A 24,877-nucleotide genomic window follows, 5' to 3' on the forward strand; every position below is an offset into this window, starting at 1 on the left:
GCCAGCCCATCGTGTGGAAGGAAGTACCGTTCATCCTGCTGTGGACGGGTAGCGCACTGGCTTTTTATACGTGGGTTGCGTCGTGGTTCCTAAAGTAATCCCATTTGAACAAGTCATTTGATACAGCGTCATCAACGCGTGAGGAACAATGAAAGGACTCATCTACGAGGGTGACCCCACTGACAGGGACGGTTATGTCATGACGGCAACCTCCACATTTTTCGAGAACGGAAAACGCGCTGCTTTGCTGGGCGATCTGGTGAACTGCCGGATAGAGGGGCATGGTGTGAACCCCATTATCGAAGCAGAACAGACGACGATCTGGGATGGCAAGCCACTCGTCGTGCATGGATGCAAGGCTGCTTGCGGATGTCGCGTGTTATCGACGCAGTCGTCAGCGATGGTCGGATAGGCGATGCCGTGGCCCATTCCCGTTCTGCGGCCTCGGCCAGAGCCAACGCCATTGCGCTGGCGGAATTGGCTCGCCACGTTTGTCCTCGTGATGACCGTTGGCGCCGCGCTTGTATTGCTGTTGTGGCCACATGATCAATCCACGCAATCTGGAAAATTCTGGATTCTCCTATTCGGTGCGCCTGCTGTTGTCTTCATGGGTATGTTTGGTGCGCGCCTGACGTACTACGAGCATGCAAAATTGGAGCAGGACGTCTGGGCCGAAAAGCGCGAGCTTCTCGACAACGAGTGGGCGCAATGGGGGCGCCGTTGCCTCTGTATCCAGGCGAGCTGTGTCTTCCCGTCTGCTGGCGGTCAAATCGATCAATGGGTGCAAAAGGACAGAGAACTTCCCGTCAATCTGGGGCGAAGTCTGACACTCGGATGGTCATTTGCTTATTCGGCCGAGCAATGGGTTACGCATTTGCTAGAGCTCGTGATCGAACGCCTAGGGGAACATATTGAGCGCATCAAAGATTTGCTGGTCGTCGAAATTCTTGTTGATCCCGGCACTTTCGCAGCGCTTCGGGACACGGCGTTCGACTCGGCGAAGACACTTGATGGAATTCTCGTCAAGAGAGCCATCAAATTGCCGCTGACGGTAAAGATGCTTTCCGAGTCAGGTCTGGAACGACTGTATCACTGTGTCGACCAGCATTTCACCGCACCCCTGCTTCTCATTGCAGGGCAGCGGGCAACCGATGCTAATTCGTATAGCGAAGGTGCTGTATCTCTGCTTATTGGTACCACGGACCATCGCGCTCCGACTGCGGAAAGTCACGTACGGGTATATCGGCCCATGCTGTCAAACGTCGAAGCGTTATACGCGGATCTCGGACAGGTGCGTCGAATCCAAGGCGGAGCGGATAACGACGCGGACATATGGGACACCGGTCTCGACAAGCATGCGCTAGGCACGATACGGAAAGCTTCGAGCGACGCCGGAGGCGGGCATGTTGCTAATGAAAGGGACACGCTGGAGAACAATCTCGACGAGGTAGCCGGGCTGGCCGGTCCATTGAGCGGCTGGGTTGCGCTTGGCCTTGCAATTCAGGCGGCAACCCGCAGACAGCGTTCGCAACTGGTAGTTTCGGCAAACGGCTCATCGGCAATCGCTATTGTCATGGCCAGAACAAATCACAGCAGCTAGATAAAGTGAAAACCAAAATACGCTATGGGTCGTCATTGCTCGTAATTGCCGCGTGCCTGGCAGTTGCCGGTCTCTTAGGCTTTACCGTAGAAAAGGGCGCGCTCTTCGCATGGTTCAGTTCGCACCGTTTGGCTTCGATCTTGATAGGCGGCATAGTGGTCGTGTTTGCGTATGCCGCGTATTCAAAGAGATCGGCGGAAGAGCGCGAAGTAGAGGCGCTGATTGAGAAAGAAGGGCTCCGACCAACCGTTATTGCCGACGGTGATTCAGGGACCAAGGTCGTCGGTGCAGATTTGGATCCTCTTCGCCAATGGCTGCGAGAGCGCAACGGCCTCCGTTGGCGCTACCGCCAACCCTGGCTCTTGCTAACCGGCAACGACACCGCCATCACCAACCTGGTCCCCGAACTCAAAAGCCAATGCTGGCACATCACCGGCGACGCCATCCTCCTCTGGCAAAAGCCTGTAGCCGAAGGCCGCCCCGACGACACCTGGCTGCGTGAGCTATACAAACTGCGCCGCCGCCGCCCGGTCGACGCGATCGTGGTAGTCGGCGATGCCGCGTCCAACGCTCCAACGCCAAGCCGTGGCACCAACGCCGCCGGCATCCAGCTCGCGCACATCGCTTCGCGGCTGCGCTGGTCTGCACCTGTGTACGTGCTCGACTATCCCGAACTCACGACCAAGGCAGTTGTAACGCCGCCCCTCATCGGCTGCGAGTTCGAGAACGCCTCCAGCGCACGCACGATCGAAACCGCGCTTCTCGCGCTGAACACGCGACTGGCCGATGTGAGCATCGCGCAGATGGCAAGCGACGACAGCAATCGCTACACAGGCCAATTGTCCCAATACCTCGATAAGCGCATCGCGCCACTGTCAACGTGGATTGCAGGGATCAGCTCCCGCCAACGCCGCGCAATCAACGTGCGCGGGGTGTTCTTCGCTTCCCGCAAGCAGTCGGATCAGACCGAAAGCACGAACGCGGCACCCGGCATCGGTGAGCACCTCTGGTCTCACCTCGCCACCGACGCCCTCCGCACAGGCGGCCACCGCATCGGCCTGCACCCCATCACCGTCTTCTCGACGATCGCCTTCAGCGCAGTCGCACTATGGACCACAGGCCTGCTCCTCTCTGCCGCCACCAACGCCCGCGACCTGGTCCTCACCAGCGAAGCCGTGCACAACCTGCACACTGCGCGAGACTCCGCCACGCGTCTGCGCAACCTGCTCGCACTCCAGCAACGCATCGCACTGTACGAAGACCGCATACAGCACCACGCTCCGCTCCCAACCCGCTTCGGCCTGAACCACGACGCACCAACACTCGCGGCCATCTGGAAGCCCTACTCGCGCACCGCCCGCGACACGCTTATCACACCCGTACAGCAGAACCTCGAAGCGCAACTGGTCGATCTGAACCAGATGCAGACCGCCCAGCTCGATAGCCAGACGAGCCAGCTTGCGCAGGACGGTCACAAGACCTTGAAGACCTACCTGATGATGTCGGAGCCTGCACACGCCGATCCATCGTTCATGACGCCATTGCTGCCGCACTACTGGAACATCGCCGCCGACCTGCCGCCTGGCGAGAAGCTCGACCTCTCGCAGCGTCTGCTCGGCTTCTACGCGGAGCACCTGAAACAGCACCCGGAATGGCGCATCGACGCCCGCGACGACCTCATCAACGGCTCGCGTCAGACATTGCTCGCCGTGATCGGCGTAAAGAATTCCGAAGACACGATCTATCAGGACATCGTCGCGTCCGTCGGCAGGAAGTATCCGGACCAGACGCTCGCCTCTCTGACAGCCGGCACCGACACACGTGGCCTGTTCCGCACCTCGGCCTCCGTCCCCGGCGTATTCACGCGCGAGGCGTGGGAAGGCACGATCGCCCAGGCCATCGACGACGCCGCAAAACACAACGGCACCGCCAGCGACTGGGTGCTCGCCGGCGCCAACACCACAAACAGCCCACAGCGAACGCAAACCGCATCGTCTCCCGAGGCGCTGAAAGCCGCCCTCACCGGCCATTACTTCGCCGACTACGCCGAACACTGGCAGGCCTTCATGAACACGATCCAGTGGGAGCGCGCTTCGTCGATGCCCGCCGCCATCGGTCAGTTGAAGGCCATGGCGGACGCGCGCCAGTCGCCACTGATCGCGTTGATGAAGTCGCTCGAGTATCAGGGCAGCGCGGGCGCCCAGAAGGCCTCACTATCCGACACGCTCGTCACGAAGGCGCAGAACATCTTCGGCGGCAACAAGGCCGATGAACCGCAGGCAGCACGCCCCGATCCCGCAGGGCCACTCGGGCCGTCGTTCGGTCCCGTGCTGCGCCTCGTTGCACAGGGCACGGGCGGCGATGCCCCCTCATCGAACAACAAGACGACAGCCGGCTACAGCGACCTGAGCCTGCAACGCTATCTGGAGCGCGTCACGACGTTACGGCTGCGGCTACAGCAGATCGGCGACAGCCCGGACGCCGACGCACAGGCGCGGCAGGTCGCGCAAACGCTTTTCCAGGGCAAAGGCTCGGAACTCGCCGACACGCAGTCCTACGCGCGCCTGATCGCCGCGAGCGTCGGCGCGCAATGGGCGGGCATGGGCGATGCCCTGTTCGTGCGCCCCGTCGCGCAGGCCTTGCAGACCGTGCTCCAGCCTGCCCAGGCGAGCCTGAACGAAGCCTGGCAGCAGAGCATCGTCTCGGCGTGGAACCGCTCGTTCGCGGGACGCTATCCCTTCGCCAGCACCGCCAACGACGCCTCGCTGCCCGAACTCGCGCGCTTCCTGCGACCGCAAGGCGGCCTGATCGCCGCGTTTCTCGCGGGTCAGCTTGCGGGCGTGCTGGAGTTGCAGGGCGACCAATGGATGCCCGTCACCACGGCAACGTCCTCGCTCGTCTTCGATCCGTCGTTCCTTACCGCTATCAACACGCTGCAACGCATTGCAGGGCACCTGCTCGCGCAGGGCGAGCCGCAGTATCGGGTCGAATTCAAACCCGTGCCGTCGCCGGGCATCACGGATACGCTGCTCACCGTCGATGGCCAGAAGCTGCACTACTTCAATCAGCAGGAAACCTGGCAACCGATGAACTGGCCATCGAACGATCCGCAGAGAACGGGCACGCGCCTCGAATGGCAGACGGAGAAGGCAGGCACGAACCGCAGTCTGGAGTTCGACGGGCGCTGGGCATTCGTGCGCATGCTCGAACACGCGCGCGTGGAACCCGTCGATAGCGCAACGTACATGCTCACCTGGCAGGCTTCGCCGTTCGTGCGTGAAATCAGGCCGGCCGCCGCGAAGTCCGCCAGCGACCCCGCCTACGACATCGATACGCTGATCGCACAGGAGCCCGGCAAGCCTGCGCCTGGCAGCGACACGCACGCACTGGGCTACATGATGCGCACCGACGTGGGCAAAGGTCCGCTCGAACTGCTTGCGCTCAAGGGTTTCGTGCTGCCCTCGCGCATCTTCGTGAGCCGCTCACCGGGCACGGCGAACATGGCAAGGGACAACAGTCCGCCGCCTTTGCCGAAGGCCGCGCTTGAAGCGGGCAAACGCGCGGCCACACCCCTGCCGCAGAGCTGAACTGAACTGAGCCAACGAACAGTCCAATAAAAAACAATGAAATTCTCCAACCTCCTCGACGCGCTATTCGGCACCCGCCCGCCATCCGACCTTGCGCGCTCGACACAATCGCGTTGGGACGACTGGCTCGCGCCCATCAGCGAAGACATGCCGACGGGCAGCGATCCCGCCTACGACGACGACTTTCTGGCGATCAAGGAAGAAGTCGCCAGGCTCGGCGGTATCGACGATACGAAGATCGTCGATACCGCCGAACGGTTGCTCAAACACGGCGCGAAAGACGTTCGCGTCGCGGCCTACTACATTTACGGTCGCATGCGTCGCGACGGCGCGGAAGGCGTGGCATCCGGCTTTGAACTGCTGTCGGCGCTGGTCGACCGGTTCGGCGAAGCGTTGCTGCCCGGGCGGGTCGCCACGCGCAAGAGCGCATTCGAATGGCTCGCGGGAACGACATTCGCCGACCGTCTCGATCGCGTGAACGGACTGAGCGGGGCGCTGCTCGAACGCACGCTTTCGGCGCTCGCGCTGATCGTCGAACGCACGTCGCAGTGGCCCGAAGCCGCACGCCCGGCCCTGGAGCCGCTGTTCCGCCGTTTCGAGAACCGCCTCGAAACGCCACAACCTTCAGATCTCGCGCCAGGCGTCCCGAGCGCATCGGCATCGAACGCGGCCGCCGGCAGCGGCCCTGCCGTCACGCTTGCAGGAAGCACAACGGTCGCTTCAACAAGCGATCTGCTCGACCGCGCCCGGCATATGGCGCAATTCCTTCGCGAGCAACCGCACGGTTATCTGGCCGCATACCGGTTGATGCGTTGCGTGCGTTGGGACACGCTCACGGAAGTGCCGCCTCACGAGGCGAGCGGCAAGACGCGGCTCGTCGCACCACGCGCGGAACTGCGCGCAAACCTGAAACGGCTGGTGCTTCAAAAGCAATGGCCTGAGCTTCTCGAACGGATCGAGAGTGCGTTTGCGGAAGGCGCGAACCATTTCTGGCTCGACCTCCAGTACTACGCGTTTACTGCGCAGGAACACGCGGGCGGCGAATACGCCCGCGTACGCGAACTCGTCGCAACTGACTGCGCACTGATGCTCGAGCGTCTGGCAGGACTGGAACGTCTGTCATTCACAGACGGTTCGCCGTTCGCCGACGACACCACGCTCGAGTGGATCGCCCGTCACGCGACGGTGCGCGACGTCGAGAAAGGCGACATGGTCGCGCCGATCAGTGTCGGATCGGCGGACAACGACTGGGCCGAAACGGAATCGCAGGCGTACGACCTCGCGACGAATCAGGGCATCGAAGCGGCGTTTTCATGGCTGCAACGTCTGCCCACGCACGGCGGCGAGCATGGCGAACGCGAACACTTCCTTCGACAGTTCGTGATGGCGCGTGTCGCGGAACGGGCGCAGCGCCCCGACACCGCGCTGCATCTGCTCGCCTCGCTCGACGAGTTCACGCGGCGCTTTCAGCTTGCCGCATGGGAGCCGTCACTCGCTTTCGAGGTCAAGCTTCAGTTGCTGAATCTGCTGAAAATCCGCGTCAACCGAAAGGACGCCGACAAGACCACGCTCGCCGCGCGAATCGACTCGCTGGCGGCCGAACTGACGGCAATCGATCCGGCGCGCGCCGTCGTGCTGGCCTGATCGCGCGACAGCCTCAACCGCTGACTAACCGGACACGGACACACACCTGCAATGAGTTCTCCCACCAAGGACAGCGACATCCTCCGCTATTACGAAGCGGAAATGCGCTACCTGCGCGACGCCGGCAAGGAATTCTCCGGCGCATTTCCTGACCGCGCGCGCATGCTCAATATCGATCGCATCGGCGATCGCGATCCTCACGTCGAGCGCCTGTTCGAAGGCTTCGCTTTTCTGATGGCGCGTCTACGTCACAAGCTCGACGACGAGTTGCCCGAATTGACAGAAGGTCTGGTCAGCATGCTGTGGCCGCACTATCTGCGCATGATTCCATCGCTGTCCATCCTGGAGATGATTCCGACGCCGGGTGCGCTGCAAAAGCACGAGACGCTGCCCGCCGGACTCGAAGCGCTGTCCGAGCCAATGGGCGACGACGGCGAGGCATGCATCTATCGGACCACACAACCAGTCGATCTCTACCCGCTGCATCTGACGGAAGCGAACACCTATGCCCGCGAAGACGGCCGCTCCGTGATCCGTCTTCGGCTGGAACTCCAGCCGCAGGCCCGGCGCGAACAGCTCCAGGTGCCGCGTCTGCGTCTCTATCTCAACGCCGACCGCCCGGTCGCGCTCACGCTGTATTCCGCGTTGACAGCCGTACCCCTCGCCGCGCAGGTCCGCGTGCCGGGCTTTCCGCAAGAGCGTCCGGGCGCGCCGCAACCCATGCCCGGACTGCGCATCGAGCCCGCGGGCTTCGCCGCCGAAGAGCGTCTCTGGCCGAAAGCCGACAACGCGTTCGGGGGCTATCAGTTGCTGCTCGAGTACTTCACTTTCCCCGAAAAGTTCATGTTCGTCGACCTCGTCGGTCTCGACATTCAGGCGGTGCCCGCTTCCGCGAGCCACTTCGATGTCGAGATCGTGCTGGCTCAGCCGTACCCCGACGACATGCGTTTCAACGCGGACAACGTGCGCCTCTACTGCACGCCGATCATCAACCTGTTTGCGCTCGAAGCCGCACCCATCACCGTCACGCAGTTCGAGACCGAGTACCGCGTGAACGCGCGCGAACAATATGGCGCGAGCGTCGAAGTCTATTGCGTCGATTCCGTCCAGGGTTTCGAAGCAGGCACAGGCCAGCGCTTCGAATACGTGCCTTTCGCAGCGTTTCGTCATCGCGGCGGCATGCTGCGCCATGAAATGCCAGAGCGCTACTTCCATACCCGCGTACGGCGTGGACCGGCCGGCCGGTTCGACACGTGGCTGGTGCTCGGCGGACACGTATGGGAACGGGCTGACGCGCTGCCGAAGGAAACGCTGTCGCTGTCAGTGGCGGGCACCAACGGCATGCTGCCGCGCAAGGCGCTGCGCGAAGCGGGCATCAACCGGATGCGCGGCGGCTTCACGAACATCGGCGCCGTGCGCAATCTGTGCGCACCGACCCTGCCCGTCTATCCGCCAACGGGCGACCGCTTCCAGTGGCGCGTGCTGTCGCATCTCGCGCCGAACTACCTGTCGCTGCTGAACGCTGAAATCCTGCGCGGCAGTCTCGCGCTCTACGACTGGACGGACGGCGAGTTGAACCGTCGGCGCATCGATGCCATCACCGATGTTCAGCATCGGCTCTTGCAGAAACTGGTGCGTGGCGGCTTGCAACGCGGCGTCGAGATAATCGTCACGATCGACAGCGGCCGTTTCGCGGGCAACGGCGATCTCGAACTGTTCGGCGGCATGTTGAACCGGTTCCTCGGGCTGTACGCTTCGCTCAACCTCTACACCAAGCTCGTCATCGTCTCGCAGCCAACCGGACGGCGCATCGAATGGCCCGACACCAAGGGGGAAGGAGCACCGTTTTGAACGACCCGCATTTCGCGCTTTTGCGATCCACCCGTCACGACACCATCGACTCCGTCGACGCCGAACGCACGTTGCTGCCCGCGCTGCTCGATCACGCGACGCAGATGAACTTCTTCCGCTTCTGCCAGCTCATCGAACTGGCCGCGCCGGATCGCCCGCCCATCGGCACGACGGATTCGCCAGCGGACGAACCCGTCCGCTTTCGTTCGCACGCGCGCCTGGGGTTTCCGCGTCGCGAGATCGATGCGATCGAAAGCGATCCCGACGACCCGCTGAAACCGCCTTCCGTCGTGACGACCTTTCTGGGTCTTTATGGTGTCGATGCGCGCATGCCATCGTACTTCGCCGACGAGGTCGCGCAAAACCGCGAAGGCGCAGAACCGCTCGCCGCGTTTCTCGATCTCTTCCATCACCGCGTCGTCACGCAGTACTACCGCGTATGGCGCAAGTATCGCTATCCGGCCGGCTTCAGAAAGGACGGCACCGACGAGGTCTCGCGCTACCTGCTCAGCTATGCGGGACTCGGCATCGGCACGCCTGACATGGCGCGCGCGGTCGGCACACGCAAGCTGCTGTCGATGCTCGGTCTCGCCGGTCAGAAGACGCGCACGGCTGAAGGGCTTGCGGGCGTGCTTCGGCACGCGGTGCCCGATACGGATGTCGACGTCGAAGAGTTTCATTCTGTCTGGGTCAACGCGACCGGCGATCCGCGGGCGGCGCTAGGCGAGTCCTGTCTGCTCGGCCGCGGCTTCTACGACAGAAGCAACAGTGTGCGGATCGTGCTCACGCCGAACACGCGCGAATCCGTGCTTGCGCTGCTGCCTGGTCACACCGCGCATCGCGAGGTGATGACGCTGCTGCGCTTCTACCTTGGCTACGAAGCGCAAGCGAACCTCGAAATGCACGTCGCTGCCGACCTGATGCCGCCACAGAAGCTCAGCGCGGATGAAGTGCGGCTCGGCTTCACGACGCGCCTGGCTGGCGCGGGGCTGTCGACCCGCGACGGCGGGCGCACCCGCGTGCAACTCGGCGTATGGACGGGCAGCAGCGGCGATTGCCCGCCAATGCATTGATCGACAGAACACCTCAAACGAATCCGAAACCATGAACTGGAAAACGAACGCGCCCGGCGTGGGCGCATTGATGTTGACTGCGTTGACCCTGGCAGGATGCGGACTCACTCAGGCCGTGTCCGACAACACGGTAGATGCGGCGAAATGGGTCTTCACGACTCAGGTCAAGACAATGAGTGTCGATCTCGTCAGCCGCGCTTCGCTGAACGAGAATGCCGTTGGGCAATCGCTGTCGACGGTCGTGCGGCTGTATCAGTTGAAGGATGCGCAGAGCTTCCAGCAACTCGAGTACGCGCAACTGCAAACCGACGATCTGGACGCGCTGAAGGCCGATCTGCTCGCAACCCGTGATGTCGTGCTACGCCCCAACGCCAGCGCCAGCATCAACGAGCCGATGAAAGAAGACACACAGTATGTCGGTGTCGTCGCGTTCTTTCGCAATCCCGACCGCGACTCGACGTGGAAGCTGGTGGTCCCGAAGAAGCAATGGAAGAAGACCGATCCCGTGAAGATCGTCGTGCGCGGCAATGTGATGGAGCTCGCCGAGGCGAAGCCGGAGCCGGTGAAGCACGACGCGCCACAGCAGAGTGCGCCCAATGCCGTCAGCGCTCCCGCTGCGGCAACGCAGAAAGCGAAGGCCGCTGCGGCGATCACGACGGGGTCCATCACGGGGGTTCAGCCAGTCGAAGATTGACCGCCCTTTGGCCGTCGACGCACGCGCGCACCGACGGCCGATCTGCCCGCAACGCGGCATTGCCTGTCGGCAAGACCGCTTCCCACGCTGCCGTCGAGCAGCACCTCTCTCGTCTCACTGCCGCTCACGCGGCGGTGCGCCATCCCCAAGCCTGATCTGAACGAACGCCCGTCGACGATCGACTGGCGCTGCGAAAGTACTCATTCCCTCTCCCTCGTACAAACCCCCATCTGAGCGAAAAAATATTTTCACAAGATAATTTTCATGTAAATTCACTTTCATTCCAGTCAGCCCGACAGATTCGCTCCGACACTCATGGCCCGCCAACGTCCGAACCCGCCCGCCGCCGCCGAGCCCGCCATCGCCGCCCGCATCACGGCTGCGATGCCGATCCTCACGCCTGTCCACCGGCGCATGGGCGAGTTCGTGCTGGCCAACCAGTTCCGCGCCGCGACCATGCGTATCGACGAACTGGCCACCGCCGTCGGCGCGTCCATCGCGACGGCGAACCGCTTTGCGCGCGCGCTCGGCTTCGACGGCTATCCGGCCTTTCGCGAGGCGCTGGTGCGCGGCTTCGAAGCGACGCTCGCCCCTGTCGAGCGTCTGCGTTCCGCGCAGGAATCGCAGACGAACGGCGACGAGCTGTTCAGCGCGTCGCTCGAACAGGCCGCAACCAATCTCGGCACGACGCGCAGCACGATCGACGGCGCGGCCGCCGAAGCCGCCGTCGACGCGATCATCGCCGCACGGCGCGTGTTCATTCTCGGCTGCGGCGCGAGCGCATTTCTCGCGAGCCTGATGGAGCACAATCTGCTGCCGTATCACGACAACGTGCAGTCGCTCGCCCTGATCGGCGGACCGACACACGCGGCGCGCCGCCTGTTCAATGCGGGCAGGGGCGATCTGGTGATCGCCATCGCGTTTCCGCGCTATGTCGACGACACCATCGAGCTCGCGCGCCGCGCCGCCAGCCTCGGCGCAGACGTGCTCGCGCTGACTGACGGCCCGACCTCGCCGCTCGCCGCGCTCGCCACACGTTCGCTCTTCATCCGCGCCGAGCGGCGTCTCGCCGCGACATCGGAAGCGACCGTGCTCGCGGTGATCGAAGCGCTGTGCGACGCCGTCGCGTTCCGCGCCAAGCGCTCCGCGCAGGCCGCCGCCAACATGACCGAGTTCGTGTTGCCCTGGCTCACGGACACCTCGGCGCTGCAACCTCATTCGAAGACCGCCACGCGGCCCACCTCTTCCCAGGCAAAGAAGAACAAATGAACACCAATGCGGTAATCGCGATTCACGGCGGCGCAGGCACCATCGTGCGCGCGTCGATGGCCTCCGATGCGGAAGCCCGTTATCACGCTGAACTGCGCGCCGTGCTCGTCGCCGCGCAACGCGTGCTCGCCGACGGCGGCAGCGCGCTCGATGCCGTCACGCAAGCCGTGCGGCTGCTCGAAGACTGTCCGCTGTTCAACGCGGGGCACGGTTCGGTTTTCACGTCGGCGGGCACGCATGAACTCGATGCGTCGATCATGGACGGCCGCACGCTGGAAGCTGGCGCCGTGTCGTGTGTGAAGCGGGTACGCAACCCCATCGTCGCCGCGCGGCACGTGCTCGAATACAGCGAGCACGTGATGTTCACGGCTGAAGGCGCCGAAGCATTCGCACAGGCGCAAGGTCTGGAGTTCGTCGATCCATCGTACTTCCATACGGATGCACGCTATCGCCAGTGGGAGCTGGCGCGCGAGCAGCAGCGCGCGATGCTCGACCATGACGGCGCAGCGCTTGCCGCGCAACAGGCATCGTCCGCGAACAACGAAGCGCTGCCTCACGAGCCTATCGATCCGAACAAAAAGTTCGGCACGGTCGGCGCGGTCGCCGTCGATCTGTACGGTCACGTCGCGGCCGCAACCTCGACGGGCGGCATCACGAACAAGCAGTTGGGGCGTGTGGGCGATGCGCCGCTGATCGGCGCGGGCTGCTATGCCGACGACGCAACTTGCGCCGTCTCGACCACCGGCTCCGGCGAGATGTTCATGCGCATGGTCGCCGCCTACGACGTCGCCGCGCAAATGGCCTATCGCGGCGTCCCGCTCGAAGAAGCGGCGAACGACGTCGTGATGAACCGCTTGCCGCGCATCGACGGACGCGGCGGCCTGATCGCCGTCGACGCGTACGGCAACGTCGTGCTGCCCTTCAACACCGAGGGCATGTATCGCGGCTATGCGCGCGTCGGCGAGGCGCCCGTCACGGCGATCTATCGCTAGTGCGCCGCCGCGTTTAAACCATCCCCTGTTTCAGATGCCGGGAGACATCATCGTGCCGAACACGCCGCACACGCCAACCCATCGACGCCCGCTAGACAGCCTGCCGCCGCAACGCGTCGTCGATATCGACCGCCTCACGGTCGCGTTCCGTCGCGGCGAGACCACGTTCAACGCGGTGCGCGATCTGTCGCTTTCCGTCGATCGCGGCGAGACGCTCGCTATCGTCGGCGAATCGGGCTCGGGCAAATCGGTGACCTCGCTTGCATTGATGCGCCTCGTCGAACATGGCGGCGGAAGCATCGCGAACGGCAGCATCGCGTTTCGTCGGCGCAACGGCAGCGTGCTCGATCTCGCGCAGGCATCGCAATCGACCATGCGTTCCATTCGCGGCGCGGACATCGCGATGATCTTCCAGGAACCGATGACATCGCTCAATCCCGTCTTCACGGTCGGCGATCAGATCGGTGAAGCGATCGCGCTGCATCAGAACATGAGCCGCAGCCAGGCGCACGCCGAAACGCTGCGTCTGCTCGATCTCGTGCGCATTCCCGAAGCGCGCCGCGTGGCCGCGCGCTATCCGCACCAGTTGTCCGGCGGCATGCGACAACGGGTCATGATCGCCATGGCGCTATCCTGCAAGCCGTCTCTGCTGATCGCCGACGAGCCGACCACCGCGCTCGACGTGACGATCCAGGCGCAAATCCTGCAACTGATACGCGGCCTGCAGGACGAGATGAACATGGGCGTGATCTTCATCACGCACGACATGGGCGTGGTCGCAGAAGTGGCGGATCGCGTGCTGGTGATGTATCGCGGCGACAAGGTCGAAGAAGGCGAGTCGGCGCAACTGTTTGCGGCGCCTGCGCATCCTTATACGAGAGCGCTGCTTGCCGCCGTGCCGAAGCTCGGCTCGATGCAGGGCACGGACGCACCCGCGAAGTTTTCGTTGCTCAGGCTCGACGGCGAGCATGTGCAGCAGCCGCCTCCCAAAGACCACACGGCATCGACCACGTCGAAGCAGGCACAGCCGATTCTCCGCGTACGCGATCTCGTCACGCGTTTCCCCGTGCGCAGCGGTCTGTTCGGCAAGCTCACGGGCCGCGTGCATGCCGTCGAACGCGTCAGCTTCGATCTGCATGCGGGCGAAACGCTCGCGCTGGTGGGCGAATCCGGTTGTGGCAAATCGACGACGGGGCGCTCGCTGTTGAGGCTTGTCGAAAGCCAGAGCGGCAGCATCGAGTTCGACGGCAAGGACATCAGCTCGCTCACAGGTCCTTCGCTGCAGGCCTTGCGCCGCGATATCCAGTTCATTTTCCAGGACCCGTTTGCGTCGCTCAACCCGCGTCTGACAGTCGGCTTCTCGATCATGGAGCCGCTGCTCGTGCACAACGTCGCGAGCGGTAAGGAAGCACAGGCGCGCGTTGCGTGGCTGCTCGACAAGGTCGGCCTGCCCGCTGACGCTGCGCGACGCTATCCGCATGAATTCTCGGGCGGCCAGCGTCAGCGCATCGCGATTGCGCGCGCACTCGCGCTCAATCCGAAGGTCGTGATCGCGGACGAATCGGTGTCGGCGCTCGACGTCTCCGTACAGGCGCAGATCGTCAATCTGATGCTCGATCTGCAACGCGAGCTTGGCGTGGCGTATCTGTTCATCTCGCACGATATGGCCGTCGTCGAACGTATCAGTCATCGCGTCGCGGTGATGTATCTCGGCCAGATCGTCGAGATCGGACCGCGTCGCGCGGTGTTCGAATCACCGCAGCATCCGTACACGAAGAAGCTGATGGGCGCCGTGCCCGTCGCCGATCCCGCGCGCCGCCACGCGAAGCGCATGCTCGCCGCCGACGAGTTGCCCAGCCCGATTCGCGCGCTCGACAACGAGCCCGTCGTCGCGCCGCTCGTCGCCGTGGGCCCGGGTCATTTCGTGGCCGCGCACCGGATTGGCGGCGCTTACTAGACGTGCGGCACATCACGCCTTACCGGCAACAACCCAGTAGCCGCGCAGACCAGCGGCATAACAACAGGCAGTTCCCTCGCTCAGTGGAGTTCTGAAACGATGACTACGCTTCTCTTCTCTCAACCGTCTCGCCTGCGTTCGCTCGTAACGAGCGGCGCGCTGGTCTTTGCGATGCTCGCGTCGGGCGCCGCGCACGCGGCAACGACGGCCGTGATGGCCGTCGATTCGACCTTCACGACGCTCGACCCGTACGACGCCAACGACACCCTCTCGCAAGCCGTATCAAAGTCGTTCTATCAAGGTCTGTTCGGCTTCGACAAGGACATGAAGCTGGTCAACGTGCTGGCGACGAGCTACGAGGCAAGCCCCGACGCACGCGTCTACACGTTCAAGCTGCGCCAGGGCGTGAAGTTCCAGGACGGCACCGACTTCAACGCAGCCGCGGTCAAGGCCACGTTCGACCGCGTGACGGACCCGGCGAACAAGCTCAAGCGCTACAACATGTTCAGCCGCATCGAGAAGACGGAAGTGGTCGATCCGTACACGGTGAAGGTCACGCTGAAGGCGCCGTTCTCGGCGTTCGTCAACGTGCTCGCGCATCCGTCGGCTGTGATGATCTCGCCCGCCGCGATGAAAAAGTATGGCAAGGATCTCGCGTTTCACCCGGTCGGCACAGGGCCGTTCGAACTCGTGAAGTGGGACCCGGCGGGCGATCTCACCGTGAAGAAGTTCGACGGTTACTGGAAGAAGGGTTATCCGAAGATCGACGAGATCGACTGGAAGCCCGTGGTCGACAACAACACGCGCGCCGCGCTCGTACGCACGGGCGAAGCGGACTTCGCGTTCCGCATTCCGTTCGAGCAGGCCGCCGCGCTGCAATCGGAACCGAAAGTCGACATCATCTCCACGCCGTCGATCATCAACCGCTACGTCAGCCTGAACACCACGAAGAAGCCGTTCGACAACCCGAAGGTCCGCGAAGCGCTGAACTACGCGATCAACAAGGAAGCACTAGCGAAAGTCGCGTTCTCGGGTTACGCCGTGCCCGCCGATGGCGTGCTTCCCGAAGGCGTCGACTACGCGACGAAGCTCGGCCCCTGGCCGTACGACCCCGCGAAAGCACGCGCGCTGCTGAAAGAGGCAGGCTATCCGAACGGCTTCGAAACGACGCTCTGGTCGGCATACAACAACTCGACCTCGCAGAAAGCGATCCAGTTCGTGCAGCAGCAACTGGCGCAAGTGGGCGTGAAGGCAAGTGTCGAAGCACTCGAAGCAGGCCAGCGCGTCGCGAAGGTCGAAAGCGCGCAAGACCCGGCGACAGCACCCGTGCGCATGTACTACATCGGCTGGTCGTCGTCGACGGGCGAAGCGGACTGGGGCATCACGCCGCTGCTCGCGTCGTCGTCGATCCCGCCGAAGCTCGTGAACACTGCGTACTACAAGAACGATACCGTGGACAGCGATCTCACCAAGGCGCTCGAAACCACGGACCGCGCGCAGAAGGCCGCGCTCTACGGGGACGCGCAAAAGCGCATCTGGGCCGACGCGCCGTGGCTCTTCCTCGTCAAGGAGAAGGTCGTGTACGCGCGCAGCAAGCGGCTTGCGGGCGCGTACGTCGCGCCGGACGGCTCGTTCAACTTCGATGAAATCGCGCTGAAGTAACGCGCTGATGACGCTGGTCTCGAAGCGTGCATGTCGAGACCAGCGCGTTCGCTTCATGCAGCACATGCTTTTCGATGGCGGATCGCTCTCATGCTGAATTTTCTCGTCAAACGTCTGCTGGGCCTGCTGCCGACGCTCGTGATCGTCGCTGGCCTCGTGTTCCTGTTCGTGCACATGCTGCCGGGCGACCCGGCGCGGCTCGCAGCCGGCCCAGAAGCCGACGATGCAACCGTCGCGCTCGTGCGCGCCGATCTCGGTCTCGACAAGCCGATGCCAACGCAGTTCGTGAACTTCTTCATGCGCACGGCGCACGGCGACTTCGGTATCTCGACGCGCAGCAAGCGCCCTGTCTCCGCCGAGATCGGCGAGCGCTTCATGCCGACGCTGATGCTCACGCTCGTCAGCATGGTATGGGCGGTGATCTTCGGCATGACGATCGGCATCGTGTCGGCCGTGTGGCGCAACAAATGGCCCGACCGGCTCGGCATGACGATCGCCGTGTCCGGCATCTCGTTTCCCGCGTTCGCGCTCGGCATGCTGCTGATGGAAGTGTTCTCGGTCAAGCTCGGCTGGCTGCCGATTGTCGGCGACGGCTCGTGGCGCAGCTACGTGCTGCCGTCCATCACGCTCGGCGCCGCCGTCGCGGCCGTGATGGCGCGCTTCACGCGGGCGTCGTTCGTCGAGGTGCTGAACGAGGACTTCGTGCGCACCGCGCGCGCGAAAGGCGTCGCCGAACAATGGGTCGTCATCAAGCACTGCCTGCGCAACGCGATGATTCCCGTCGTCACGATGATGGGCTTGCAGTTCGGCTTTCTGCTCGGCGGCTCGATCGTCGTCGAAGTGGTGTTCAACTGGCCCGGCATGGGACGCCTGCTGGTGGACGCCGTCGCGATGCGCGATTACCCCGTGATTCAGGCTGAAGTGCTGCTGTTCTCGCTGGAATTCATCGTCATCAATCTGGTCGTCGACGTGCTGTACGCCGTCATCAATCCGACCATCCGTTTCAAGTGAGGTCCGCATGAGCACGACCGCCGACAACGCCCGCGCCGCCGCTTCCACCCGCGACGAAAGCGCGATCCGCACGCCATGGAGCGAGTTCTGGCGCAAGTTCCGCAAGCAGCACGTCGCTCTCGCGGCGGGTGTGTTCGTGTTGCTGCTGATCGTCGTAGCGATTGCGGGCCCGCATATCGTTCCGTTCGACCCTGAAAACTATTTCGACTACGACGCGCTGAATGCGGGGCCATCGGCTGCGCACTGGTTCGGTGTCGATTCGTTGGGGCGCGATATCTTCAGCCGCATCGTCGCGGGTACGCGTATTTCGCTTGCGGCGGGCTTCGTGTCGGTGGCGATCGGCGCGATCGTCGGCACGTTGTTCGGCTTGCTCGCGGGCTACTACGAAGGCTGGTGGGACCGCATCACGATGCGGGTCGCCGACGTGCTGTTCGCGTTCCCCGGCATTCTGCTCGCCATCGGCATCGTCGCGATTCTCGGCAACGGCATGATCAATGTCATCGCCGCCGTCGCCGTGTTCAGCATCCCGGCGTTCGCACGGCTCGTGCGCGGCAATACGCTGATGCTCAAGCAGCTGACGTATATCGAAGCGGCGCGCAGCATTGGCGCGTCGGATTGGACCATCATCATGCGGCACATTCTGCCGGGCACGATTTCGTCGGTCGTCGTGTATCTGACGATGCGCATCGGCACGTCGATCATCACGGCGGCGAGCCTGTCGTTCCTCGGCCTGGGTGCGCAGCCGCCGACGCCCGAGTGGGGCGCGATGCTCAACGAAGCCCGCGCCGATATGGTGACGGCGCCGCATATCGCGCTCTTTCCGAGTCTCGCGATCTTCCTGACCGTGCTCGCGTTCAACCTGCTCGGCGATGGCTTGCGCGATGCGCTCGATCCGAAGCTGGACCGGCCATGAACATGTTTTCGATGCCGCATATCGGCACGTCGCCGACGGGTGCGTTGGGCACGATTGCGGATGTGCCCGGCGTGACAGTCGGGCATTGCACGCTCGCCGATGGTCCGATACAGACGGGTGTGACCGTCGTGCGCGCGCATCGCGACGATCCGTATCGTCACAAGGTACCTGCGGCCGCGAGCGTGATCAACGGCTTCGGCAAGAGCATCGGGCTCGTGCAGGTCGAAGAGCTCGGCGTGCTCGAAACGCCGATCGCATTCACCAATACGTTCGGCGTCGCGGCTGTCGCGCAGGCGCAAATTCGCGCTGCTCTCGCGAGCAATCCGCAGATTGGGCGCGAGTGGCCGACCGTCAATCCGCTCGTGTTCGAATGCAACGACGGTTACCTCAACGATATTCAGGCGTTGGCGATCGAAGAGTCGCATTACATGCAAGCGCTCGACGCTGCGGCGGTCGAGTTCGAACGCGGCTCGGTCGGCGCGGGGCGCGGCATGTCGTGCTTCGATCTGAAAGGCGGTATCGGTTCGGCTTCGCGCGTGGCAAATGTGGCGGGCAGGCATTTCACTGTCGGTGCGCTGGTGCTCGCGAACTTCGGGCGGCTGCCGATGCTGACTATCGACGGCACGCCGCTTGGGCGCGAACTGCATCGACGTAAGCAGTCGACAACGCCAGCAAAGCCCGAGCAAGGCTCGATCATCATGATCGTCGCCACCGATGCGCCGCTCGATTCGCGCCAGCTCAAACGCCTTTCGATGCGCACCGCCGCAGGTCTCGCGCGCACCGGTTCGGTTTATGGACACGGCAGCGGCGATATCGCGCTTGCGTTCTCGACGGCCTGGACTGTCCCGCATGAGAGCGATTTCATCGCAACACCGCCGCTGCTCGGCGACGCTCGCCTCGACCCGCTGTTTCATGCGTGTGCGGATAGCGTCGAGCAGGCAATCGTCGATGCGTTATGGTCAGCCACTTCCGTCACGGGACGCGACGCGCACACACGCATTTCGCTGCGTGAAGCGGCGCCCGATCTCCAGCAACTGTTGAAACGGCACACAGCATGAAGGTACTGATCTCGGTCGATATAGAAGGCGTGGCAGGCGTTGTGCATTCCGAGCAGACGCGCGCGGGCAATGGCGAATACGAACGCGCGCGCCGCTGGATGACGCTCGAGGCGAACGCCGCGGTCGAAGGCGCATTCGCGGGCGGCGCGACGCAGGTCTGGGTCAACGACTCGCACGGCGGCTTTCGCAATCTGTTGCCCGACATGCTCGACGCGCGCGCCAACGTGATACTCGGCAAGCCGCGCACGCTCGGCATGATGGCGGGCCTCGAATATGCTCCGCAACTCGTGTTCATGATCGGCTATCACGCGATGGCGCAAAGCCGCGGCATTCTCGCGCATACGATCAACAGCTTTGCTTTCACCCACGTGACGATGAATGGGCGCGAGATGGGCGAAGCCGGGATTTATGGCGCGCTGGCTCGCGAGTATGGCGCGAGTGTCGTGCTGCTTTCGGGTGACGATGTGTTTGCGGAAGAAACGCAACCCTTATTTCCCGATGCGACGTTCTTGGTCACCAAGAACGCGACGGGTTTTGGAAGCGGGGCGACGCAGACGCCGGAGCGTGCATGCGCTGCAATCAGAGAATCAGCGCGGGATGTTGTTGCGAAATTCGAAGGGCTGCCCGCTGCGCAACGTCGCAAGCCTCAACCCGTCGATATCGAACTGCGCGTGCAAACCAGCGCGCTCGCCGATCTGTTTGCGCAACTGCCGTCGCTGGAACGCTTGGACGGCGTGACGTTGCGCTTTTCGACGCCTTCTGTCGAGCATGCGGTGCGCACGCTGAATTGCCTGTCGGCGATGTCGTTCATGCTGCGCTGACCTTTCGATACAAATCAGCGCAACCTCAAGCAAGCGGCAAGCTCAAACCCGCCGCTTGCTGCGCCGGAACTGATCGAACAGCACCGCCAGCAGCAGAATGCCGCCGCGAATCAGGTACTGATAAAACGTCGGCACATTCAACAGGCTCATCGCGTCCTGCACCGAGCCCATGATCAGCACGCCGACCAGCACGCCTGAAATCGTCGCGACACCGCCCGTCAGCGAGACACCGCCCAGCACGCAAGCCGAAATCACCCCGAGTTCCAGACCCACCGACGTCTTCGGATCGCCCAGGCTCATGCGCGACGCAAGCATCACGCCTGCAAAGCCCGTCACCAGCCCTTGCAGCACGAACACCGTGATCTTGATACGCGTAACGGGCAGACCCGCCAGCAACGCGGCCTCGCTATTGCCGCCGACAGCCAGCACGTTCTTGCCAAATACCGTCTTGCGCAGCAGGAATCCGAACAGCACGAAGCCGACGATGTTGCTCCAGATCGGAAACGAAATGCCGAGGAACGAGCCGCCGCCGAGATCGAAAAAGCTCTCTTCCGAAATCATCACCGCATCGCCGTTCGATGTGATGAACGCGAGACCGCGCACCACTTCCATCATCGCGAGCGTGACGATCAGCGAATTGATCTTGTAGCGCGCAATCAGCACGCCGTTCACCATCCCGACCGCGCCGCCCGCCAGCACGCCCGCCGCGACGCCGAGCATCACGCTATGCGTCGCCGTGATCAGCGTCGACGCGACCACACCTGAAAACGCGACGATCGATGCGACCGACAGATCCACTTCGCCGAGCGCCAGCACGAACATCATCGTCACGGAGATCGAGCCGATCAGCGTGACGGAGAGCAACAGACCCTGCATGTTGCGGGTGGTCAGAAAGTCGGGCACCGCGAACGACAGCACGGCGAACAGAATGACGAACACCATCACGATGCCCGACTTGTTGATCAGGTCCCACGTGCGCGCCGCGTGCGCGGCCGCGCCGGGCGATGCGGCGTGATTGGCTGCCGGCTCGGTCGCCGGACGTGTGCTTGGTGTTTGCATGGTCTTCCAGTTCCGTGGTCTACGTGGTGCGTTGTTGCGTCATTGCGGCAAAGCGAGTTTGATCAGCTGGTCGGGCGTGGCTTGTGCTTTCGGCAGATCGCCGACGATGCGCCCTTCCTTCATCACCAGCACGCGGTCCGCAATGCCGATCACTTCCGCCAGATCGCTCGATACGACGATCACCGTGCGCCCCGCTTCCGCGAGGTCGTACAGCAGGTCGTAGATTTCCGCGCGCGCGCCGACGTCGATGCCGCGCGTCGGTTCGTCGAGCAGAAACACGTCGATGCGCTCGGCCAGCCAGCGCGACAGAATCACCTTCTGCTGGTTGCCGCCCGACAACGTGCCGATCACGGTTTCGGTGTTGCGTGTCTTGATCGACAGCTTGTCGATGTATTCGCGCGTCAGGTCGCGCTCGCGCTTGCCGTTCAGCAGAAAGCTCAACGGGCTGAAATGCCGGCGGGCGCTGATGTTCAGGTTGTCGGCCACGGAAGCAATCGCGACGATGCCTTCCTGCTTGCGATCCTCCGGGCACAGCGCGATACCTGCGCGCACCGCGTCGCGCGGCGTCGCAAACGACACGCGCTTGCCGTTCAGTTCGACATGTCCGCTTGCCGGCCGCGTCGCGCCATAGAGCAGCTTCATCAACTCGGAGCGTCCCGCGCCGACGAGCCCGAAGAAGCCGACGATCTCGCCCTTGCGCGCAGTGAAGGAGACCGGAGCGGAAAGCCCCGGCCCCATCAACTGCTTCGCTTCAAGCTGTACCTCGCCCGCTGCACGCGGACGATATCCATATACATCGCGAATCGAGCGGCCCACCATGCAGCTGATGAGCCGGTCGCGATCCAGGTCCGCAACGGAATCGAACGTCTCGATCCGGCGGCCGTCGCGAAACACGGTGACGCGGTCGCACAGTTCGTAGACCTCGTCCATCCGGTGCGTGACGTAGATCACCGCGCGCCCCTGCGCGCGCAGTGCATTGATGATCTTGAAGAGCCGCTCCGTTTCGCGCGCGGACAACGAGCTGGTCGGTTCGTCGAAAGCGATCACGCGCGCGTCGCGCATCAGCGCCTTGCCGATTTCGATCATCTGCCGCTGGCCGATCGACAGGCTCTTCACCTGCGTGTTCGGATCGATCGATTCGCCCAGCCGCTCCAGCTCGGTCATCGCGCGCTTGACGAGCGCTTTCTCGTCGAGCACGCCGAAGCGGTTCGGCAACTGCCCGAGCATCAGGTTCTCAGCGACCGTCAGCTCGGGCACGAGATGCAGTTCCTGATAGATGATCGCGATACCCGCCTCGATCGCGGCCTTGGTCGTCGTGAACCTGTGTTCGACGCCGGCGAGCCGCAATGCGCCCGCCTGCGTCTGGTTCACGCCCGACAACACTTTCAGCAGCGTCGATTTGCCGGCGCCGTTCTCGCCCATCAGACCGTGCACCTCACCGCCGCGCACGTCGAAAGAAACGTTGTCGAGCGCCACCACGCCCGGAAACGCGACGGTGATGCCGTCGAGTTCGAGATGCGTGGCGGACGCCGTCAACGGCTGTTCCGAAGGAGCGACGTAGGTGGCATTCGTGGCGCTGGCGGCGTCATTCGCGTTCATCGTGTTTTGCATCCGTTCTACCGCATCAGATTCCGAGTTCCGTCCGCACGTCCTTCCAGTTTTCGCGCGTCATCAGCTTGCCCGTGGTCTGGGTATCGGCGGGCGGCTGCTTGCCCGACTTGATCCAGTCGACGAGATTCTGCGTGCTCTGCTTGCCGTGGTTCGTCGAGCTGACGGCGATCGTGCCGTAGAAGCCCGTCGGTTCCTTCTTCTGGAACTCGGCAAACGCTTCGCCCGCGCCGTTGATGCCGACGCCGATCACGTCCGAGCCGGGAATGTGCAGCTGCTCGGTGGCGCGCACGCCGCCCAGCACGGTCTCTTCGTTCAGCGCGAAGATCACCCACTTCTTGATGTTCGGATGCTTCGACAGCACGGGCGACGCTGCGTTGAAGCCGCCTTCGTCGTCGGTGGTCTTTTGCGGGGCGTCGTAGATGTTCTCTTTCTTGAAACCGTTGGCGAGCAGCGATTCCGTTGCGCCGTCGGTGCGCAGCTTGGCCGTCGGCAGTTCATAGTCGGTGATGCGGATCGCGCCCACTTCTTCCGGCTTCCAGCCGCGCTTCTTCATTTCGTCGGCGATCGCCTGGCCAACCTGATTGCCGATCTTGAATGCCGACATGCCCAGATGCGGCACGCCTGCGAGCGGCTTGCCCGTCGAGTCGACCAGTTGATCGTCGACAGTCACGAACTTCATGTTGTAGCGCTTTGCGCGGGCCTGAATCGCCGGTCCGAGACGCACGTCGGGCGGGCAGATCACGAAGCCCTGCGCGCCTTGTGCGCCGAGGTTGTCGATTGCGGCGAGCACTTTCTCGCCGTCGGGCGCGCCGATATTGACGACCGAGAAACCTTCCTTCTGGCCCAAAGCCGCCGCCGCTTTCTGCTCGTTGATGAACCATGCCTGCTCCGGCATTTTCACGAGCACGCCGATTTTCAGCGGCGTATCCGCGTGTGCGGTCATCTGCACGGCGAACGGCGCGGCCAGCAGCGCGGCGGCCATCGCGGACAAAGTGAGGCGTCTAAGCTTGCGGGTCATGCTTGTCTCCTTGGATCAGGTCGTTGCGTGTGATTGTTCGAATGAGCGCTTAACAGGTCTAACGGGACGACCAGGCCCGCGCGTCTCTCAGGCGCTAGTCGTGAAACGGCTCGACCTCGTGACGACGGCCAAGCAGGAATGCATCGGCCACCAGCCGCAGCGGGCGCACGTCCACATCGTGCTCGCCATGCGTGATCAGCCAGTGAAACCGCTCATACAGCGACGGATACTCGCGCTCGGGTCCGAGTTCGACCGGCTTGCCCGCGATCACGAGCTTCTTGCCGCCTTCGCTCAGATGCAGCACGCCTTCCGTGGTCGTCACTTCGATTTCCCATTGCTCGACGGGACCATGGCGCCAGTCGAATTCGGCGCGCACGGGCACGCCCGCTTCGTCGATGAAATCGAGCTCGGCGGCAATCGGCGTCTGCACGTTGGCGGGCACCGAAAGCGCCGCCTCGCGCAGAATGACTTCGCGCGGCAGCATGTGCGTGATGATCGACAGCGCGTTGATGCCGGGATCGAACACGCCGAGCCCACCCGGCGTCCAGATCCACGCCTGACCCGGATGCCAGCGGCGCACGTCTTCCTTCCAGCGCACCTGTACTTCCTGCAGCGTGCGCGAGGCGAGCCACTCGCGTGCTGTTTCGACAGCGGGCGCGTAACGCGAATGCCATGTCGCGAACAGCGTGCGGCCCGCGTTGCGCGCCATCGCACGCAATACGTCCACTTCATGCACGCTCGCGCCGGGCGGCTTTTCGAGCATCACGTGCTTGCCCGCCGCGAGCGCGACGCGCGCCTGATCGAAGCGCACCTGAGGCGTCGCGCACAAGGACACGGCGTCGAGTTGCGGCTCGTTGGCCAGCATCTCTTCGATGGTCTTGTAGTTGCGCACGCCGTCGACCTGCGCATTGCGGCTCGCGCACGCAACGAGTTCAAAGCCGTCGAGCGCGGCAATAGCTGGAAGATGCTGGTCACGCGCAATCTTGCCGACGCCGACGATGCCAATGGAAAGTCTGTTGTTCATATAGTGAGCTTCGAGGGACTAACGAATTGTTAG

General features: G+C 63.3%; 19 protein-coding genes. 15 read left to right on the top strand and 4 right to left on the bottom strand.

From position 1 onward, the window contains the following. The first annotated feature begins 148 nt into the window (after window positions 1–148). From KFO72_RS25755 to KFO72_RS25825, 15 genes are all read left to right on the top strand, one after another. Window positions 149–412 (top strand): PAAR domain-containing protein, encoded by a 264-nt coding sequence (locus KFO72_RS25755; RefSeq protein WP_054933298.1) that lies wholly within the window; start codon window positions 149–151, stop codon window positions 410–412. 87 nt (window positions 413–499) lie between these two features. After that, window positions 500–1,600, top strand: coding sequence for a hypothetical protein (locus KFO72_RS25760; RefSeq protein ID WP_225033343.1), 1,101 nt, complete (start codon window positions 500–502; stop codon window positions 1,598–1,600). 362 nt (window positions 1,601–1,962) lie between these two features. Continuing rightward, a complete protein-coding gene (locus tag KFO72_RS25765; protein WP_263627809.1) occupies window positions 1,963–5,187 on the top strand; it encodes an ImcF-related family protein in 3,225 nt (1,074 codons plus the stop codon). Window positions 5,188–5,223: 36 nt separating this feature from the next. After that, entirely contained in the window at window positions 5,224–6,831 is a 1,608-nt protein-coding gene (gene tssA, locus KFO72_RS25770) for a type VI secretion system protein TssA (protein WP_225033345.1), read from the top strand. 51 nt (window positions 6,832–6,882) lie between these two features. Then, a complete protein-coding gene (gene tssF, locus KFO72_RS25775; RefSeq protein WP_225033346.1) occupies window positions 6,883–8,682 on the top strand; it encodes a type VI secretion system baseplate subunit TssF in 1,800 nt (599 codons plus the stop codon). Beyond that, window positions 8,679–9,755 carry a type VI secretion system baseplate subunit TssG gene (gene tssG, locus KFO72_RS25780; protein WP_225033347.1) on the top strand — a complete coding sequence of 359 codons (1,077 nt, stop codon included), beginning with the start codon at window positions 8,679–8,681 and terminating at the stop codon, window positions 9,753–9,755. The genes tssF and tssG overlap by 4 nt, the downstream gene beginning before the upstream one ends. Window positions 9,756–9,786: 31 nt before the next feature. Then, on the top strand, window positions 9,787–10,449 hold the full coding sequence (tssJ, locus tag KFO72_RS25785) for a type VI secretion system lipoprotein TssJ (RefSeq protein WP_224102138.1): 663 nt from the start codon (window positions 9,787–9,789) through the stop codon (window positions 10,447–10,449). Between the two features lie 315 nt (window positions 10,450–10,764). Beyond that, on the top strand, window positions 10,765–11,718 hold the full coding sequence (locus KFO72_RS25790; RefSeq protein WP_225033348.1) for a MurR/RpiR family transcriptional regulator: 954 nt from the start codon (window positions 10,765–10,767) through the stop codon (window positions 11,716–11,718). Further along, a complete protein-coding gene (locus KFO72_RS25795) occupies window positions 11,715–12,710 on the top strand; it encodes an isoaspartyl peptidase/L-asparaginase family protein (protein ID WP_225033349.1) in 996 nt (331 codons plus the stop codon). The genes KFO72_RS25790 and KFO72_RS25795 overlap by 4 nt, the downstream gene beginning before the upstream one ends. Before the next feature lie 34 nt (window positions 12,711–12,744). Next, window positions 12,745–14,667 carry a dipeptide ABC transporter ATP-binding protein gene (locus KFO72_RS25800; protein WP_098021617.1) on the top strand — a complete coding sequence of 641 codons (1,923 nt, stop codon included), beginning with the start codon at window positions 12,745–12,747 and terminating at the stop codon, window positions 14,665–14,667. A gap of 99 nt (window positions 14,668–14,766) precedes the next feature. Next, a complete protein-coding gene (gene gsiB, locus KFO72_RS25805) occupies window positions 14,767–16,329 on the top strand; it encodes a glutathione ABC transporter substrate-binding protein GsiB (protein ID WP_054933290.1) in 1,563 nt (520 codons plus the stop codon). Window positions 16,330–16,419: 90 nt separating this feature from the next. Then, window positions 16,420–17,340, top strand: a complete 921-nt coding sequence (gsiC, locus tag KFO72_RS25810; RefSeq protein ID WP_054933289.1) for a glutathione ABC transporter permease GsiC — start codon at window positions 16,420–16,422, stop codon at window positions 17,338–17,340. Between the two features lie 7 nt (window positions 17,341–17,347). Further along, complete coding sequence (gene gsiD / locus KFO72_RS25815) at window positions 17,348–18,253, top strand: glutathione ABC transporter permease GsiD (protein ID WP_035998982.1); 906 nt, start codon at window positions 17,348–17,350, stop codon at window positions 18,251–18,253. Then, window positions 18,250–19,311 (top strand): P1 family peptidase, encoded by a 1,062-nt coding sequence (locus KFO72_RS25820; protein WP_225033350.1) that lies wholly within the window; start codon window positions 18,250–18,252, stop codon window positions 19,309–19,311. The genes gsiD and KFO72_RS25820 overlap by 4 nt, the downstream gene beginning before the upstream one ends. Beyond that, a complete protein-coding gene (locus tag KFO72_RS25825) occupies window positions 19,308–20,132 on the top strand; it encodes a M55 family metallopeptidase (protein WP_225033351.1) in 825 nt (274 codons plus the stop codon). Before KFO72_RS25820 ends, KFO72_RS25825 begins: the two co-directional genes overlap by 4 nt. Before the next feature lie 42 nt (window positions 20,133–20,174). Here the strand turns inward: KFO72_RS25825 and araH are convergent, their stop codons facing one another. The 4 genes from araH to KFO72_RS25845 all read right to left on the bottom strand — a co-directional run bounded on the left by araH (window position 20,175) and on the right by KFO72_RS25845 (window position 24,844). Next, window positions 20,175–21,191 carry an L-arabinose ABC transporter permease AraH gene (gene araH, locus KFO72_RS25830; protein WP_042304458.1) on the bottom strand — a complete coding sequence of 339 codons (1,017 nt, stop codon included), beginning with the start codon at window positions 21,189–21,191 and terminating at the stop codon, window positions 20,175–20,177. Window positions 21,192–21,230: 39 nt separating this feature from the next. Then, entirely contained in the window at window positions 21,231–22,802 is a 1,572-nt protein-coding gene (gene araG, locus KFO72_RS25835; RefSeq protein ID WP_082670413.1) for an L-arabinose ABC transporter ATP-binding protein AraG, read from the bottom strand. Window positions 22,803–22,815: 13 nt separating this feature from the next. After that, window positions 22,816–23,820: an arabinose ABC transporter substrate-binding protein gene (locus KFO72_RS25840; RefSeq protein ID WP_054933285.1), complete on the bottom strand. Its 1,005-nt coding sequence runs from the start codon at window positions 23,818–23,820 to the stop codon at window positions 22,816–22,818. Window positions 23,821–23,914: 94 nt separating this feature from the next. Beyond that, a complete protein-coding gene (locus tag KFO72_RS25845) occupies window positions 23,915–24,844 on the bottom strand; it encodes a Gfo/Idh/MocA family protein (protein WP_107202295.1) in 930 nt (309 codons plus the stop codon). Between the last annotated feature and the right edge of the window lie 33 nt (window positions 24,845–24,877).

The sequence above is a fragment of the Paraburkholderia sp. XV genome (assembly GCF_020177535.1).
Lineage (GTDB): Bacteria > Pseudomonadota > Gammaproteobacteria > Burkholderiales > Burkholderiaceae > Paraburkholderia > Paraburkholderia caribensis.